Consider the following 14,737-nt stretch of genomic DNA (forward strand, 5'->3'; position numbering starts at 1 on the left):
CTCCTCGAACGGGCTTTTCCGATAGCTAGCGCAGCAGGGGCGCGGAGGAAACCTCAGCCCGTGCCGGTCGAGCCGAAACCGCCGGTGCCGCGCGCCGTCTCGTCGAGCGGTCCTTCGACGAGACGGGCGCGCAGGCAGGCCGCGACGACGAGCTGCGCGATGCGCATGCCGCGGCTGACGAGGAAAGGCTCGGCACCGTGATTGACGAGCGGCACCATCACCTCGCCGCGATAATCGGCGTCGATCGTGCCGGGGGCGTTCAGCACCGTGACGCCATATTTGACCGCGAGCCCGGAGCGCGGCCGCACCTGTCCTTCCGTGCCGGGGGCGAGCGCGATCACGAGCCCGGTCGGCACCAGCGCCCGCGCGCCCGGATCGAGCGTCAGCGGATCATCGGCCGGCAGGGCGGCGAGAAGGTCGAGGCCGGCGGCCTGTTCGGTCTGATAGGCCGGCAGGGGGAGGTCCGCGCCGTGCGGCAGGCGCTGGACGCGCAGTTCGGTCGTCACGGTCATCCGGCCGCCTCCAGCCGCGCCGCGAGCCAGGCGACGAGGCGGCGGCCGACCTCCGCCTTGGAGAGGGTCGGCCAGTCCTCGACGCCGTCGGCGGTGAGGATGTGGACGGTGTTCGCCGGCCCCCCCATCACGCCGGTCTCGGCCGAGACGTCGTTGGCGACGATCGCGTCGGCACGCTTGCGGGCGAGCTTCGCCCGGCCGTTCGCGATCAGATCGTCGGTCTCGGCCGCGAAGCCGACGACGAGGCGCGGCCGGCCTTCGCCGAGCCGGCCGACAGTGGCGAGGATGTCGGGGTTCTCGGTGAGCGCGAGGGTCGGCGGACCGTCGGCGCCCTTCTTCATCTTCGATCCATGCGTCGCCTGTGGCCGCCAGTCGGCGACCGCGGCGGCGAAGACCGCGATGTCGGCCGGCAGGGCGGCGAGCACCGCTGCCTTCATCTCCTCCGCCGTCTCGATCCTTACGACTGCAGCGCCCGCCGGGTCGGCGATCGAGACCGGCCCGCTGACGAGGGTGACGCGGGCGCCGGCTTCCGCCGCAGCGGCGGCGATCGCGTGGCCCTGGCGCCCGGAGGAGCGGTTGGCGAGATAGCGGACGGGATCGATCGGCTCGTGCGTCGGCCCGGAGGTGACGAGCACATGCCGGCCGGCGAGCGGCCCCGAGGGGGCGAGCAGCGCCTCGAGCGCGGCGACGATCTCGAGCGGCTCGGCCATGCGGCCTTCGCCCGCCTCGCCGCGCTCGGCCATCTCGCCGGAATTGGGGCCGACGAAGCGGATCCCGTCTTCCCGCAGGCGGGCGGCGTTCCGCCGCGTCGCGGCGTTCGCCCACATGGCCGGGTTCATCGCCGGGGCGACGAGGATCGGCGCGCGCGCGGCGAGCAGGACCGCGCTCGCCAGATCGTCGGCGTGGCCGCCGGCCATCTTCGCCATCAGATCCGCGGTCGCCGGCGCGACGATGATCGCGTCCGCCTCGCGGGCGAGCCGGATATGGCCGACATCGTGCTCGTCATCCCGGTCGAAAAGATCGGTGAACACCTTGCCGCCCGACAGCGCGCCGGCAGCGAGCGGTGTGACGAAGCGCTGGGCCGCCGCGGTCATCACGACGCGCACGGTCATGCCGCGCTCCTTCAGCCGGCGGATCAGGTCGAGCGCCTTGTAGGCCGCAATGCCGCCACCGACGAGGAGAAGCACGGAGCGCCCGGCGAGCGATGCCATCTCAGTCCGTCCAGGGATCGACGACGGCGACGCCGCAGCCGGAGAAATCGCGCAGATTGCGGGTCGCGACCATCATCCCAGCGGCCTGGGCGATCGCCGCGATCAGGTGGTCGAGCGGCTTGCCGCCCAGCCCTTCGCGTCGCCGCGCGGCGACGATGCTGGCATAGCTCGCCGCCGCCGCCAGATCGAACGGAAGGATGCGCGGGCCGAAAGCGGCAGCGAGCACGCGCTCGAACATTGCGGTCTTCTCCTCCTTGCGCCGTCCGTCCGGCATGAATGCCAGACCGGAGCGGATCTCGGCAACGGTGATGGTGGTCGTGAAGGCCGCCTCCGGGCGCACCCGCGCGAACCAGGAGACCACGGCGCCGGAGACGAGTGCCGGCGGCTTCATCAGTTCCGACAGCACATCGGTGTCGAGGACGATCATTGCCGGTCGTCGTCGAGGCGCGGTGGCGACCACTCCTCCGAGCGGGGCGGCAGATCGAGTTCGAGCCCGCCCTCCGGCTCGACGATGCTCCGGATCAGCGCGGCAATATTGCCTTCGACTGCGGCCGCTCCCTGGCGCGGCGGTGCGCCCCTTGTCCCCCCGAGCCCCGCGGCGAGCACCTGACGGGCCTCCTCCTCCATGGATCGGCCGTTCTCCGCGGCCTGGACACGAAGACGGCGCTTCAGATCCTCGTCGAGGCGACGAATGAGAAGGCTCGCCATGACGATCTCCGGCACGATAGCGATGCTATCAACGTAAGCCCCGCGCGCCGCCGGTCAACCGGTTCACCGCAGCACGAGGATCAGAAGGAGCAGCGCGACCGCCCAGACGCCGGCGGTGAGCCAGCGATTGCCGCGGCCCTCGGCCCGGCCGATCGCCTCGACGGTCTCGGGTGCGAGGACGAGGCCCTTCTCCGTCGCGCGGTCGAGATGGCCGAGCACCCGCTCGGCGCGGGCGGCGATGGTCGGCAGCCGGACGGCGGCGCGGCCGAAATCGAACAGGCCCTCCTTCGCTTCGCCGAGCCGGCCCGCGGGGCCGAAATTCCGCTCGATCCACTCGCGCAAGACCGGTTCGGAGCTCGACCACATGTCGAAATCCGGGTCGAGCGTGCGGGCGACGCCTTCGACGACGACCATCGTCTTCTGCAGCATGATCAGCTCGGGCCGCGTCTCCATCTCGAAGATCTCGGTGATCTCGAAGAGCAGGGCGAGCAGCCTGCCCATCGAGATGACGCGGGCCGACTGGCCGTGGATCGGCTCGCCGATCGCCCGCAGCGCCTGTGCGAAATCGTCGATCGAATGACGCGCCGGGACGTAGCCGGCCTCGAGATGCACCGCGGCGACGCGGCGATAGTCGCGCCGGACGAAGCCATAGAGGATCTCCGCGAGAAAACGACGCTCCGGCGCGCCGAGCCGGCCCATGATGCCGAAATCGACGGCGACGATCGACCCGGCCGCGTCGACGAAGAGATTGCCCTGGTGCATGTCGGCGTGGAAGAAGCCGTCGCGCACCGCGTGGCGGAGGAACGCCTGCATCAGGCGGCGGGCGAGCGCCTTGCGGTCATGGCCGGCGGCATCGATCGCCGCGAGGTCGGACAGCTTGATGCCGTCGATCCACTCCATGACGAGCACATCGCGGCCGGTACGCGACCAGTCGACCTGCGGCACACGGAAATCGGGATCGTCGGCGGTGCGCTCCGCCATCTCGGAGAGCGCCGAAGCCTCGAGCCGCAGATCCATCTCGAGCGCCACCGAGCGGGCGAGGATCTCGACGACCGCCCGCGGCCGCAGTCGGCGCGACGCCGGATCGAGCCGTTCGGCCATGTCGGCGGCGACGAAGAAGGTGGCGAGGTCGCGCCGGAAATCGCCCCGCACCCCCGGCCGCAGCACCTTGACGGCGAGATCGCGCGCCGTGCCGTCGGGTTCAATGGCGCGGGCACGGTGGACCTGCGCGATCGAGGCCGCGGCGAGCGCCGGCGAGAGACTGGCGAAGAGCGCTTCGACCGGCTGGCCGAGATCGGCTTCGATCGTCCTCCGCGCCGCGCTGTCCGGGAAGGGCGCGATCTCGTCGCGCAGCCGGCCGAGCGCATCCGCGACATCGGCGCCGACGAGATCGGGCCGGGTGGCGAGGAACTGGCCGAGCTTGATCCAGGACGGGCCGAGCCGGTTGAAGGCGGCGGTCAGCCGGTCGCCGCGGTCGGACAGCGCGGCGCCCCGCCGCTCGACCAGCCGCGCCATGCGGACGAGAAAGGTCGGGCCGGGCGGCAGGTCGTCGGTCGCAACGAGCGCGAAGGCGCCCTCGCGGGCGAGCACATAGCCTGCGGCGAGGAGGCGGACGAAGGCGATCGGGCGAAAGGCCAAGCGCGCGTATCCGTCAGAGCTTCCAGCCGGAATGGATCGCCGCGATCCCCCCGGACAGATTGCGATAGGAGACCCGCGCGAAGCCGGCATCGCGGATCATCTGGGCGAAGCGCTCCTGATGCGGGAAGCGACGGATCGATTCGACGAGATAGCGGTAGCTCTCGGAATCCCCGGCGACGAGCCGGCCCATCGCCGGGATGGCCCGGAAAGAATAGAGGTCGTAGAGCCGGTCGAGGGCCGGCATGTCGACGGTCGAGAACTCGAGGCAGAGGAAGCGGCCGCCCGGCTTCAGCACGCGATAGGCCTCGGCGAGCGCCCGGTCGATCCGCGGCACGTTGCGGATGCCGAAGGCGATCGTATAGGCCTCGAAGCTCGTGCCGCCGAAGGGGAGGTCCTCGGCATTGCCCTCGATGAAATCCACCGTCTCGGCGAGGCGGCGCTTCTCCGCCCTCTCACGGCCCACGGCGAGCATCGAGCCGTTGATGTCGCAAACCGTCGCCCGCGCATGGCCGCGCGACCGCTCGACGATCCGGAAGGAGATGTCGCCCGTGCCCCCGGCGACGTCGAGGACCCGATAGGGCGCGCCGGAGCGCGGCGGGTTGAGCCAGACCACCATCGCGTCCTTCCAGACGCGGTGCAGCCCGCCCGACATCAGGTCGTTCATCAGGTCGTAGCGCCGGGCGACCTTGTGGAACACCTCGTCGACGAGATCCTGCTTCGCTTCGACCGCGACCTCGCGAAAGCCGAACGAGGCGCGGGGCGCGGCGGTTTCCAGCGGCATCATCCTGTTCCTTTCCGCAAACGGGCGGGACCATAGCGGATGGGGTCCGGCGGCGCTATGGTCCGCCGCTTTCGGCCGCATCCGTGGCCTGTGGGACGAGAGATATGCCGGAACTGCCCGAGGTCGAGACCGTGCGCCGCGGCCTCCTTCCCGCCATGGAGGGGCATCGGATCGAGAGGGTCGAGCAGAGGCGGGCCGATCTGCGCTTTCCCCTGCCCGAGCGCTTCGCCGCGCGGCTCACCGGCCGGCGGGTGGAGAGCCTCGGCAGGCGGGCGAAATACCTTCTCGCCGACCTCGATGACGGCATGGTGCTCGTCATGCATCTCGGCATGTCCGGCTCGTTTCGCGTCGAGGACGAGGGGGGCGGCACGACGCCCGGCGTCTTCCACCACGAACGCTCGTCCGCCCTCGCGCACGATCACGTCGTCTTCCACCTCTCCTCCGGCAAGCGCGTGGTCTACAACGATCCGCGCCGCTTCGGCTTCATGGACCTTATCGCCCGGGCCACGCTCGCCGAGGCCCCGTTCTTCCGCGATCTCGGCCTCGAGCCGGCCGGCAATGCCCTCGACGGCGCGCGGCTCGCCGCGCTCTTCGCCGGCAAGCGGACGCCGCTCAAGGCGGCCCTCCTCGATCAGAGCCGCATCGCCGGGCTCGGCAACATCTATGTCTGCGAGGCGCTCAACCGCGCCCGGCTGTCGCCGCGCCGGATGGCGGGGACGCTCGCCACCGCGAGCGGAGGGCCGACGGTCGCGGCCGGCCGGCTCGCCGAGGCGATCCGCAGCGCCATCGCCGAGGCGATCGAGGCGGGCGGCTCGTCGCTGCGCGATCACCGCCAGACCAATGGCGAACTCGGCTATTTCCAGCACGCCTTCCGCGTCTACGATCGCGAAGGCGAGCCTTGCCCGACGCCCCGCTGCCGGGGCATCGTCGCGCGGATCGTGCAGAGCGGGCGCTCGACCTTCTATTGTCCCGTCTGCCAGCGCTGAGGAGCTTCGGGCATGTCCTACGAGACGGTCAGGGTCGAGACGCTGGGGTCCGTCGGGCTCGTCACGCTCGACCGCCCGGCGGCGCGCAACGCCCTCTCCCGCCAGCTGATCGCCGAGCTGAACGCCGCGCTCGACGGCTTCGAGGCGGACCCGGCGATCGGTGCGATCGTGCTCACGGGCTCGGACAAGGCCTTCGCCGCCGGTGCCGACATCGCCGAGATGAAAGGGCTCGGCCTCGTCGACGTGTTCGAGAACGATTTCGTCGCCGCCTGGGAGCGGCTCGCGGCGGTGCGCAAGCCCGTCGTCGCCGCGGTCGCCGGCTATGCGCTCGGCGGCGGCTGCGAGCTCGCCCTGATGTGCGACCTCGTGATCGCCGCCGAGACCGCCCGTTTCGGCCAGCCGGAACTCTCCCTCGCCCTCATCCCGGGTGCCGGGGCGACGCAGCGCCTCGCGAAATCGGTCGGCAAGGCGAAGACGATGGACATGGTGCTGACCGGACGGCTGATCGACGCCGCGGAGGCCGAGCGGATCGGCCTCGTCTCCCGCGTCGTTCCGGCGGCGGCGCTCCGCGATACGGCGCTCGCCGTCGGGGCGAAGATCGCCGCCCTGTCGCGGCCGGCGGCGCTGATGGCGAAGGAGGCGGTCAACCGCGCCTTCGAGAGCGGCCTTGCCGACGGCATCCGCTATGAGCGCCGGCTCTTCCAGGCGCTCTTCGCGACGAGGGACAAGGAGGAGGGCCTCGCCGCCTTTCTCGAGAAGCGGCCGCCGCGCTTCGAGAACCGTTGACGACCGGGGCGCGCCCGACTATAAGCGCCCACCGAACCGGGGCGGCGCGAGCCGCCTCTTCCGTTTGGCCGGGCGCCGCGTCGTCACGCGCCGCCGCCCGCCGGGCGGAATCGACAGAATCGAGAGCGACAGACCGACATGGCCAATACGCCGTCCGCCAAGAAGGCCACGCGCAAGATCGAGCGCCGCACCGCGATCAACCGCATGCGCCGCAGCCGCCTGCGCACGATCGTCCGCAAGATCGAAGAGGCGATCGCCTCGGGCGATCAGGCGATCGCCGCCGAGGCCTTCAAGGCGGCGCAGCCCGAGCTGATGCGGGCCGCGCAGAAGGGCGTGATCCACAAGAACACGGCCTCACGCAAAGTGTCCCGTCTCGCCGCCCGCGTGAAGGCGATCGGCGCCTGACGAAGCGTCATCAAACACTTCCGAAAGCCCGGCTCCGCCGGGCTTTTTTGTTATCCGGATTAAGTCATTGAGTTGCCTTAATCGCCGCCCGCACGGCCGTTGGCGGGCCTCGCGGTGGCCGAAATTTCGGTGGTAATTCATAGACTTAAGACTAGATCGCCGGGGTTGCCGGAGTCGTCCGGGGATTCCCCGCGAGTCAAGCCCTCGAAGCAGATTCTTTTTTGCTCGCTATCCTTCGATTCGCCCCTGCCCGATCGCGTCGGCGAATCGAAAGAGGAGCAAGGGTTTATCGAGTCGGGCGGCGCGCTGCCGCCTTTCTGTTCCGTCTTCGTTCGTGGCGCGGGCGGCGAATCCGGGCTTGCAGGCGTTGCGGCGCGCGGAGGCGGCGTGTAGTTTCCTGTGCATAGCGTTGGGCGGTGAAGTCACCGCCACCTATGAGGGAGGCGCGGATCGGCATCGGGAGCTTCGGCGAGGTCGGCTTTGGTTGTCAAAACGAGTTTGCGAGTTCCTATGCTTGTTGTTTGTTTTTCCGCGCGTGTTCCGTTGGGTAGTTCCGTGCGCCCTTAGTATAGGGCGGTCCCCAAATCCAAAGAGTTCAAGAAGATGTGGAAGCGCTTGGCCGTGAAGGTCGGGTGCCGACGGAGAACGCATGTCTGAAGGGTCTGATCGGGCCGGCTTTGCCGGCAACGTTTCGGTCGAACACGCTTTCGATCGGCTGAGCGCGGAAGCGGCGGCGACGCTGATCGACGTGCGGACGCGCGCCGAATGGTCCTATGTCGGCGTTCCCGACCTGACGGTGCTCGGCAAGGAGCCGGTGCTCGTCGAATGGCAGAGCTGGCCGACCGGCGCGGTCGCCGCGGATTTCGTCGGAACGCTCGAGGCGGCGCTCGCCGCCCGGGGCGTCGCGAAGGGCGCGCCGCTCTATTTTATCTGCCGGTCCGGTGCCCGCAGCCATGCCGCCGCGCTCGCCATGGCGGCGGCGGGCCATGGACCCTGCTTCAACGTGGCGGATGGATTCGAGGGGCCGCTCGACGGCGCGCGGCATCGGGGAGCGAGCGGGGGATGGAAGGCGGCGGGGCTGCCCTGGGTTCAGACCTGAGGAGCGGCGCAGATGCGGGAACAGGCGGAACGTCGGGTGCGGCGCCCGGCGGAAACTTCCACGGCGGTTGAAGAGGTCGAAGGCATGGACGGATCGGACGCGAGCGGACGAACGGGCGTTGAGGCGTGGGCGCGCGTGAAGCAGAGGCTGCGGACCGAGCTGGGCGAAGATGTCTTCCAGAGCTGGTTCGCACGGGTCGAGTTCGTGGCGACGGACGGGCTCTCGGTCGAGCTTTCGGTTCCGACCCGGTTCCTCAAATCCTGGATCGTCAGCCATTATCAGGACAAGCTGATCGCGCTCTGGCAGACGGAGATCGCCTCGATCCGGCGGGTCGAGATCGCGATGCGCAGCGCCGTGCGGCTGCGGCCGCAGGCTGTGCCGGCGGCGGAGGAGCGAGCGGTGGAGGCACCGGCCGCTCCCCGAGCCGCGGCTCCGGCGGTGGCGCCCGCGGCTGCGGCGCCGCAGCCGCTGCGTCCGGTCGAGGCGGAGAGCGCCCATGGCGGCTCGCCGGTCGATCCGCGCTTCACCTTCGAGACCTTCTGCGAGGGGGCGGCGAACCGGGTCGCCTTCGCGGCGGCGAAGGCCGTCGCCGAGACGCCGGCCGGCCGCGCGACGCCCTATAACCCGCTCTACATCCATGCCGGGGTCGGGCGCGGCAAGACGCATCTCCTGCACGCCGTCACCCAGGCGGCGCGCCGGATCGACCCGGCCCGCCGCGTCGTCTATCTGACGGCGGAGCACTTCATGGTGCGCTTCGTCGCGGCCCTGAAGACGCAGTCGACCCTCGCCTTCAAGGAGGGGCTGCGCGACATCGACCTGCTCCTGATCGACGACCTGCAGTTTCTTCAGGGCAAGTCGGTGCAGCAGGAGTTCTGCCATACGCTGAACGCCCTGATCGACGGAGCGCGGCAGGTGGTCGTGGCCGCCGACCGGCCGGCTGCGGAGCTCGAGACGCTCGACGAGCGGGTCCGCTCGCGGCTGCGCGGCGGCGTCGCCTTCGAGATCGCCACCCCCGATCTCGAATTGCGCCAGCACATCGTGCTGGGGCGGTACGAGGCCGCCCTTCGGCAGCATCCCGGGCTCGATATCCCGCCGATGGTGCTCGACTACGTCGCCCGCACGGTGGTCTCGAACGGCCGCGATCTCGAGGGGGCGCTCAACCGTCTCGTCGCGCAGTGGCAATATACCGACCAGCCGGTGACGCTCGCCTCCGCCGAGATTTCGCTGCGCGATCTCGTCGGCGTGCGCGAGGCGAAGCGGGTCCGCATCGAGGACATCCAGAAGGCGGTGTCGCGGCACTACAACGTGTCGAAGGCCGACCTCCTGTCGAGCCGGCGGACACGGACGATCGTGCGGCCGCGCCAGATCGCGATGTATCTCTCGAAGATGCTGACGCCGCGCTCATTGCCCGAGATCGGCCGGCGCTTCGGCGGACGGGATCACACCACCGTGCTGCACGCGGTGCGGAAAGTGGAAGAGCTGATGGCCGCGGACGCCACGCTCGCCGACGAGATCGAGCTGATCAAGCGGCTGATCGACGAGTAGGCATGCGAGAAGGCCCGGCGGGACGGCCGGGCCTCTTCGGTGGTGAAACAAGGGTGCCGCCGGCTTGCGCGCCGGCCTGCCGTCAGGCGGCGCGCGCGTGCGCAGCCGGCTTGTCGGGCTCTTCCTCGGTGATCACCTTGAAGCCGACGAGTTGGGCCGCGCCGAAGGCGTGGGTGAGCGGCACGTCGGTCGCGTCGCGGCCACGGGCGATCACGACACGGCCGATGCGGCGCTTGTTGTGCCGGGCGTCGAAGGTATACCAGCGGCCGCCTATATAGGCCTCGAACCAGGCCGAGAAATCCATCGGCGCCGGATCGCGCGGAATGCCGATGTCGCCGAGATAACCGTTCACATAGCGCGCCGGGATGTTCATCGCCCGGCAGAGCGTGATGGCGAGGTGGGCGAAGTCGCGGCAGACGCCGCGCCGCTCCTCGAAGGCCTCGAGCGCCGTGCGGGTCGAGCGGGCGTGCCGATAGCCGAATTCGATGTGGTTGTGGACGTATTCGACGATCGCCTGCACGCGGCTCCAGTCGGCCGGCAGATGGCCGAACTGCGCCCAGGCGAAATCGCTCAGCCGGTCCGTCTCGCAATAGCGGCTGCCGAGCAGATAGACGAGGGTCTCGGGCGGCAGATCCTCGACGGCATGGAGCGCGGCATAGGGCGCCGCCTCGTCCGGCGCGCCGCTGTCCTCGATCAGCGCGTCGCTGAAGAGCCGGGTGCGGCCGGCCGGCAGAACCGTGCGGGCGACCCGGTTGCCGAAGCCGTCTATATAGGTGCTGAGGGGAACCGCCGGATCCGACCGCAGGAGGTCGGGCACGACGAGATCCTGCATACGCGAGGGATGGACATTGAGCATCAACAGCATGGGCGTCGGCAGCGGGCAGTCGAAGGCGATCTCGAATCCGAGTCTGATGCGCATCGCGGGCTTCCTGGCTGGTTTGGCCGCAGCGTCGCGCGCGGGCCATCTTTGCCGACACAATGTCCGGATGGCCGGCTTCGTTCCGGAGCGGAAGGAATGCCGATGAGCGAGGACGGTACCGTGCTGTCGCCCGACGAGGTCGCGCGCTATGCGCGCCACCTCGTCCTGCCGGAGGTCGGCGGGCCGGGGCAGCGGAAGCTGAAGGCGGCTCGCGTGCTCGTCGTCGGGGCGGGCGGGCTCGGCGCGCCGCTGATCGCCTATCTCGCCGCGGCGGGGGTGGGCACGATCGGCATCGTCGACGAGGATACGGTCGCGCTGTCGAACCTGCAGCGGCAGATCATTCATGGCACCGGCGATCTCGGCCGGAGGAAGGTCGACAGCGCCGCGGACGCGGTCGCTGCCCTCAATCCGCATGTCGCGGTCGAGCGCCATGCCATGCGGCTCGACATCGATAATGCCGAGCACCTCCTCTCCGCCTATGATGTCATCGCCGACGGCTCGGACAATTTCGCCACCCGCTTTCTCGTCGCCGATGTCGCCGAGCGGCTCGAAAAGCCGCTCGTTACGGCGGCTGTCGGGCGGTTCGACGGCTCGCTGACCACGCTGCGGCCGTTCGAGCGGGACGAGGAGGGGGTTCTGCAGCCGAGCTATCGCTGCCTGTTCCCCGAGCCACCGCCGGAAGGCCTCGTGCCGGCCTGCGCGGAGGCGGGCATTCTCGGCGCGCTGACCGGCGTGCTCGGCACGCTGCAGGCGCTCGAGGTGCTGAAGGCGATCCTCGGCATCGGCGAGCCGCTGGTCGGGCGGCTGCTGCTCGTCGACGCGCTCTCCTTCCGCTTCGAGACGATCCGCTATCGCCGGCGCCGGCCGTGAGCCGCTAGCGGCCGCGGCGGCGCGGCCGGTCGGTGCGGTCGCCGCGCAAAGGACCGGTGAGAAGGAAATCGGCGAGGATCGCCGACAGGGACGGCCGGGCATCGCGGCGGCGGGCGAGCAGCGCGTCGTCGCCGTCCGGCCCGTCGAAATGCTGGTCGTAGCGGTTGCGGAAGAGATAGCTGGCCGGGATCATGGGAGCCTCCTGTCGGCCGGGATGGTGATATGAATCGATTCATTGAATCGCTTCAATATGCCATCTAATGCATCGTGCCGATGGCGTCAAGAGGTTGATTGAACCGATCCAATCCGTCGACTATCTAATTTTTTCGAGAGCGATTAGGATGCCTCCGACGCGGCAGGGGGCCGGCAGACGGGGGCGAAACCGGGAGAGCGGATGAGGACGGTAAGGCTGGCCGATGTCGCCAAGGCTGCGGGGGTCTCGCAGGGAACCGCCTCGAACGTCTTCAATCGTCCCGATCTCGTCCGCGACGAGGTGCGCCAGCGGGTCGTCGCGACCGCGCAGGCGCTCGGCTATGCCGGACCGGACCCGAAGGGCCGGCTGTTGCGTGCCGGCAAGGTCAATGCGATCGGCGTCGCGACGGCCGAGCCGCTGTCCTATTTCTTCGACGATCCGTTCGCCCGCGTCCTGATGACGGCGATCAGCGCCGCCTGCGACGCGCGCGGCGCGGGCATCTCCCTCGTTTCCGCGATGAGCGACGAGCGGCTCGCCTGGAACATCCAGAGCGCGGTGGTCGACGGCTTCGTGCTCCTCTGCATCGAGGGTGGCACAAGGCTCGTCGAACTGACGCGCGAGCGGCGCCTGCCCTTCGTCGCGCTCGAACTCGGCAGCAATGACGAGACCGTGGCGGGCATCGGCATCGACGATTTCGGCGGCGCGCGGGCGGCGGCCGTCCATCTCTGCGAACTCGGCCATCGCCGCTTCGGTGTGCTCGGCATCCAGTTCGTCGACGACCATGTCGGGCCGGTGACGCCGGACCGGGTCGAGACGGCGATCTATTCGACCGGCCGCGACCGCTGGCAGGGCTATCGTGCCGGGCTCGCGCCCTATGGCGTCGACGCCGGCGCGATCCCGATCTTCGAGACCGAGAACGAGCCGAAGAGCGTTCGTGAGGGGCTCGATTATCTGTTCTCGCGGCCGGAACGGCCGACCGCCATCCTCGCCATGTCGGACCGGGTCGCGCTGTGCGCGCTCGAATGGTTCGCCGAGAGGGGGATCGCCGTGCCGGGCGAGGTCTCGATCGTCGGCTTCGACGGCGTGCCGGAGGCGGCGCGCGCGACGCCGCCGCTCACCACGGTCGAGCAGCCGATCGCGGAGATCGGCCGCCGTGCGGTGGAGATGATCCTCGACGGCGCGCTGCCCGAAGGGCGCGAGCGCCTGCCGGTTCGCCTCGTCGTGCGCGGCTCGACCGGGCCGCCCCCGGCCTGACGCGGCTCAGAGCATCGAGGGCAGCACGCGGTCGGGCGGCTTGTGGCCGTCGATCAGCATGCGGATGTTGATGATCACCTTCTCGCCCATCGCGATCCGGCTTTCGATCGTCGCCGAGCCCATGTGCGGCAGGAGCACGACGCGACCCTGCTGTGCGAGGCGGACGAGTTTCGGATCGGGGACCGGCTCGTGCTCGAAGACGTCGAGCCCGGCGCCGGCGATCTCGCCGCTCTCGAGCAGCCGGATCAGCGCCGCCTCGTCGATCACCCCGCCGCGCGCCGTGTTGACGATATAGGCGTCGGGCCGCATCAGCTTCAGCCGCCGTGCCGAGAGGAGATGATAGGTCGCCGGCGTGTGCGGGCAGTTGACCGAGATGACGTCCATGCGGGCGAGCATCTGATCGAGGCTCTCCCAATAGGTCGCCTCGAGCGCGTCCTCGGTCTCGGCCGGGACGCGGCGGCGGTTGTGATAATGGATCGACATGCCGAAGGCGCGCGCCCGGACCGCCACGGCGCGGCCGATCCGGCCCATGCCGACGATGCCGAGCCGCTTGCCGGCGAGCCGGCGGCCGAGCATCCAGGTCGGCGACCAGCCGTCCCAGGCATGCCCCTCGACGAGATGGCGGGCGCCCTCGACGAGCCGTCGCGGCACGGCGAGAATCAGCGCCATCGTCATGTCGGCCGTATCCTCGGTCAGCACGCCGGGGGTGTTGGTCACCGTGATGCCGGCCTCGCTCGCCGCTTTCACGTCGATGTGATCGACGCCGTTCGAGAAGGTGGCGATCAGCTTCAATTGGCCGCGCCCCGCCTCGATCACGGCGGCGTCGATTCGATCGGTGACGGTCGGGACGAGGATATCGGCGGTGCGCGCCGCTTCAACGAGCGCAGCAGGGCTCATCGGCCGGTCGTCGAGGTTGAGACGGGTATCGAAGAGCTCCCGCATCCGCGTCTCGACCGTCTCGGGCAGCTTGCGGGTGACGACGACGACCGGCTTCTTCTTCATCGGCTGCCGCCCTTCGTAAATCCGTCCTTAACCACGCGCCCCAAGACTCCGCGATGCGACCGGGCCGCTCGTCTCTAGCAGATGGCCCGGCGAACCAAAAGGCGAGGCGGGACGGCGGCCCGCGCGCTCGAGGGCATTGGCGAAGGGCGATCGACCATGCGGACACGGCATTCGAGGCATTTGCGGGGCCTCGCGGCACTCCTTCTCATTTCCTGCGTCGTCGCGGCTCCCACCGCGCCGGCGACCGCGCAGGGCGCTGCGGCGGCCGGCATCCGCACGGGGCCGAGCGGCCTGCCGCTGCCGCGCTTCGTCTCGCTGAAGGCGAGCCGGGTCAATGTCCGCGTCGGCCCGGGCGAGGATTACGACATCGCCTGGGTGTTCACCCGGCCCGGACTGCCGGTCGAGATCGTCCAGGAATTCGACAACTGGCGCCGCATCCGCGATTCGGACGGCGCCGAGGGCTGGGTCTTCCACAGCCTCCTGAGCGGCCGGCGCACCGCGGTGGTCGCCCCCTGGGAGGCGAAGCAGCCGATCCCGATGCGCGCCGCACCCGATGCCACGGCCGAGATCACCTATTACCTCGAGCCGAAAGTCGTCGGCGCCGTAACCCAGTGCGACAAGGGCTGGTGCCGGCTGAGCGACAAGCGCTTCCGCGGCTGGATGGAGCAGCAGCGTCTGTGGGGCGTCTATCCGAACGAGACGGTCGACTGACCGGCCGGCCGGACGCGCCGACCGCCTGTATGCCCATCATCCTTCGCTCCGCTGCCCGCCCTGCACGGCGGCCGCCATCCGCCTTGTGTGGCGCGCGGAACCGGCGGGCCGCGGCCT

At 70.0% G+C, this 14,737-nt stretch carries 17 protein-coding genes; 8 read left to right on the forward strand and 9 right to left on the reverse strand.

Going from position 1 to position 14,737, the window contains the following annotated elements; translation table 11 throughout:
* Positions 1–53: 53 nt before the first annotated feature.
* The 6 genes from dut to ubiE form a co-directional block, all read right to left on the reverse strand.
* Positions 54–512, reverse strand: coding sequence for a dUTP diphosphatase (dut, locus tag GGQ63_RS11430; RefSeq protein WP_183855873.1), 459 nt, complete (start codon positions 510–512; stop codon positions 54–56).
* Positions 509–1,723, reverse strand: a complete 1,215-nt coding sequence (gene coaBC / locus GGQ63_RS11435; protein ID WP_183855875.1) for a bifunctional phosphopantothenoylcysteine decarboxylase/phosphopantothenate--cysteine ligase CoaBC — start codon at positions 1,721–1,723, stop codon at positions 509–511. Before coaBC ends, dut begins: the two co-directional genes overlap by 4 nt.
* Before the next feature lies 1 nt (position 1,724).
* Positions 1,725–2,150 (reverse strand): type II toxin-antitoxin system VapC family toxin, encoded by a 426-nt coding sequence (locus GGQ63_RS11440; protein ID WP_183855877.1) that lies wholly within the window; start codon positions 2,148–2,150, stop codon positions 1,725–1,727.
* Entirely contained in the window at positions 2,147–2,431 is a 285-nt protein-coding gene (locus tag GGQ63_RS11445; protein ID WP_183855879.1) for a FitA-like ribbon-helix-helix domain-containing protein, read from the reverse strand. The genes GGQ63_RS11440 and GGQ63_RS11445 overlap by 4 nt, the downstream gene beginning before the upstream one ends.
* Positions 2,432–2,494: 63 nt before the next feature.
* Entirely contained in the window at positions 2,495–4,069 is a 1,575-nt protein-coding gene (gene ubiB / locus GGQ63_RS11450; RefSeq protein ID WP_246429734.1) for a 2-polyprenylphenol 6-hydroxylase, read from the reverse strand.
* A gap of 13 nt (positions 4,070–4,082) precedes the next feature.
* Positions 4,083–4,853 carry a bifunctional demethylmenaquinone methyltransferase/2-methoxy-6-polyprenyl-1,4-benzoquinol methylase UbiE gene (gene ubiE / locus GGQ63_RS11455; RefSeq protein WP_425502074.1) on the reverse strand — a complete coding sequence of 257 codons (771 nt, stop codon included), beginning with the start codon at positions 4,851–4,853 and terminating at the stop codon, positions 4,083–4,085.
* 101 nt (positions 4,854–4,954) lie between these two features.
* On the opposite strand from ubiE, the gene mutM reads away from it, so the two are divergent.
* The 5 genes from mutM to dnaA all read left to right on the forward strand — a co-directional run bounded on the left by mutM (position 4,955) and on the right by dnaA (position 9,671).
* Positions 4,955–5,836, forward strand: a complete 882-nt coding sequence (gene mutM, locus GGQ63_RS11460) for a bifunctional DNA-formamidopyrimidine glycosylase/DNA-(apurinic or apyrimidinic site) lyase (protein ID WP_183855883.1) — start codon at positions 4,955–4,957, stop codon at positions 5,834–5,836.
* A 12-nt stretch (positions 5,837–5,848) separates the two neighbouring features.
* Positions 5,849–6,622: an enoyl-CoA hydratase gene (locus tag GGQ63_RS11465; protein ID WP_183855886.1), complete on the forward strand. Its 774-nt coding sequence runs from the start codon at positions 5,849–5,851 to the stop codon at positions 6,620–6,622.
* Positions 6,623–6,760: 138 nt separating this feature from the next.
* The gene (rpsT, locus tag GGQ63_RS11470; RefSeq protein WP_183855888.1) at positions 6,761–7,027 is read left to right on the forward strand and encodes a 30S ribosomal protein S20; all 267 of its coding nucleotides are present in this window, start codon (positions 6,761–6,763) and stop codon (positions 7,025–7,027) included.
* Positions 7,028–7,676: 649 nt separating this feature from the next.
* Positions 7,677–8,126 (forward strand): rhodanese-like domain-containing protein, encoded by a 450-nt coding sequence (locus GGQ63_RS11475; RefSeq protein ID WP_183855890.1) that lies wholly within the window; start codon positions 7,677–7,679, stop codon positions 8,124–8,126.
* An 84-nt stretch (positions 8,127–8,210) separates the two neighbouring features.
* Positions 8,211–9,671, forward strand: a complete 1,461-nt coding sequence (dnaA, locus tag GGQ63_RS11480) for a chromosomal replication initiator protein DnaA (RefSeq protein ID WP_183855892.1) — start codon at positions 8,211–8,213, stop codon at positions 9,669–9,671.
* A gap of 82 nt (positions 9,672–9,753) precedes the next feature.
* Here the strand turns inward: dnaA and GGQ63_RS11485 are convergent, their stop codons facing one another.
* Positions 9,754–10,590, reverse strand: a complete 837-nt coding sequence (locus tag GGQ63_RS11485) for a transglutaminase-like domain-containing protein (protein ID WP_183855894.1) — start codon at positions 10,588–10,590, stop codon at positions 9,754–9,756.
* Between the two features lie 96 nt (positions 10,591–10,686).
* On the opposite strand from GGQ63_RS11485, the gene GGQ63_RS11490 reads away from it, so the two are divergent.
* The gene (locus tag GGQ63_RS11490) at positions 10,687–11,460 is read left to right on the forward strand and encodes a HesA/MoeB/ThiF family protein (RefSeq protein WP_246429735.1); all 774 of its coding nucleotides are present in this window, start codon (positions 10,687–10,689) and stop codon (positions 11,458–11,460) included.
* 4 nt (positions 11,461–11,464) lie between these two features.
* On the opposite strand, the gene GGQ63_RS11495 is transcribed toward GGQ63_RS11490, so the two are convergent.
* The gene (locus GGQ63_RS11495) at positions 11,465–11,653 is read right to left on the reverse strand and encodes a hypothetical protein (RefSeq protein WP_183855899.1); all 189 of its coding nucleotides are present in this window, start codon (positions 11,651–11,653) and stop codon (positions 11,465–11,467) included.
* A 201-nt stretch (positions 11,654–11,854) separates the two neighbouring features.
* On the opposite strand from GGQ63_RS11495, the gene GGQ63_RS11500 reads away from it, so the two are divergent.
* Complete coding sequence (locus GGQ63_RS11500) at positions 11,855–12,907, forward strand: LacI family DNA-binding transcriptional regulator (protein WP_183855901.1); 1,053 nt, start codon at positions 11,855–11,857, stop codon at positions 12,905–12,907.
* A gap of 6 nt (positions 12,908–12,913) precedes the next feature.
* On the opposite strand, the gene GGQ63_RS11505 is transcribed toward GGQ63_RS11500, so the two are convergent.
* The gene (locus GGQ63_RS11505; RefSeq protein WP_183855903.1) at positions 12,914–13,909 is read right to left on the reverse strand and encodes a 2-hydroxyacid dehydrogenase; all 996 of its coding nucleotides are present in this window, start codon (positions 13,907–13,909) and stop codon (positions 12,914–12,916) included.
* A gap of 156 nt (positions 13,910–14,065) precedes the next feature.
* Here GGQ63_RS11505 and GGQ63_RS11510 point away from each other — a divergent pair, with 156 nt between their 5' ends.
* Positions 14,066–14,620: an SH3 domain-containing protein gene (locus tag GGQ63_RS11510; RefSeq protein WP_183855906.1), complete on the forward strand. Its 555-nt coding sequence runs from the start codon at positions 14,066–14,068 to the stop codon at positions 14,618–14,620.
* Positions 14,621–14,737 lie beyond the last annotated feature (117 nt).

This window comes from Prosthecomicrobium pneumaticum, from assembly GCF_014199915.1.
In the GTDB taxonomy this organism is placed as follows: Bacteria; Pseudomonadota; Alphaproteobacteria; order Rhizobiales; family Kaistiaceae; genus Prosthecomicrobium; species Prosthecomicrobium pneumaticum.

Excerpts from the sequence above, each read along its gene's own strand:
- dut (WP_183855873.1), bottom strand. The coding sequence starts at position 512 with ATGACCGTGACGACCGAACTGCGCGTCCAGCGCCTGCCGCACGGCGCG.
- coaBC (WP_183855875.1), bottom strand. The coding sequence starts at position 1,723 with ATGGCATCGCTCGCCGGGCGCTCCGTGCTTCTCCTCGTCGGTGGCGGC.
- GGQ63_RS11440 (WP_183855877.1), bottom strand. The coding sequence starts at position 2,150 with ATGATCGTCCTCGACACCGATGTGCTGTCGGAACTGATGAAGCCGCCG.
- GGQ63_RS11445 (WP_183855879.1), bottom strand. The coding sequence starts at position 2,431 with ATGGCGAGCCTTCTCATTCGTCGCCTCGACGAGGATCTGAAGCGCCGT.
- ubiE (WP_425502074.1), bottom strand. The coding sequence starts at position 4,853 with ATGATGCCGCTGGAAACCGCCGCGCCCCGCGCCTCGTTCGGCTTTCGC.
- mutM (WP_183855883.1), top strand. The coding sequence starts at position 4,955 with ATGCCGGAACTGCCCGAGGTCGAGACCGTGCGCCGCGGCCTCCTTCCC.
- GGQ63_RS11465 (WP_183855886.1), top strand. The coding sequence starts at position 5,849 with ATGTCCTACGAGACGGTCAGGGTCGAGACGCTGGGGTCCGTCGGGCTC.
- rpsT (WP_183855888.1), top strand. The coding sequence starts at position 6,761 with ATGGCCAATACGCCGTCCGCCAAGAAGGCCACGCGCAAGATCGAGCGC.
- GGQ63_RS11475 (WP_183855890.1), top strand. The coding sequence starts at position 7,677 with ATGTCTGAAGGGTCTGATCGGGCCGGCTTTGCCGGCAACGTTTCGGTC.
- dnaA (WP_183855892.1), top strand. The coding sequence starts at position 8,211 with ATGGACGGATCGGACGCGAGCGGACGAACGGGCGTTGAGGCGTGGGCG.
- GGQ63_RS11485 (WP_183855894.1), bottom strand. The coding sequence starts at position 10,590 with ATGCGCATCAGACTCGGATTCGAGATCGCCTTCGACTGCCCGCTGCCG.
- GGQ63_RS11490 (WP_246429735.1), top strand. The coding sequence starts at position 10,687 with ATGCCGATGAGCGAGGACGGTACCGTGCTGTCGCCCGACGAGGTCGCG.
- GGQ63_RS11495 (WP_183855899.1), bottom strand. The coding sequence starts at position 11,653 with ATGATCCCGGCCAGCTATCTCTTCCGCAACCGCTACGACCAGCATTTC.
- GGQ63_RS11500 (WP_183855901.1), top strand. The coding sequence starts at position 11,855 with ATGAGGACGGTAAGGCTGGCCGATGTCGCCAAGGCTGCGGGGGTCTCG.
- GGQ63_RS11505 (WP_183855903.1), bottom strand. The coding sequence starts at position 13,909 with ATGAAGAAGAAGCCGGTCGTCGTCGTCACCCGCAAGCTGCCCGAGACG.
- GGQ63_RS11510 (WP_183855906.1), top strand. The coding sequence starts at position 14,066 with ATGCGGACACGGCATTCGAGGCATTTGCGGGGCCTCGCGGCACTCCTT.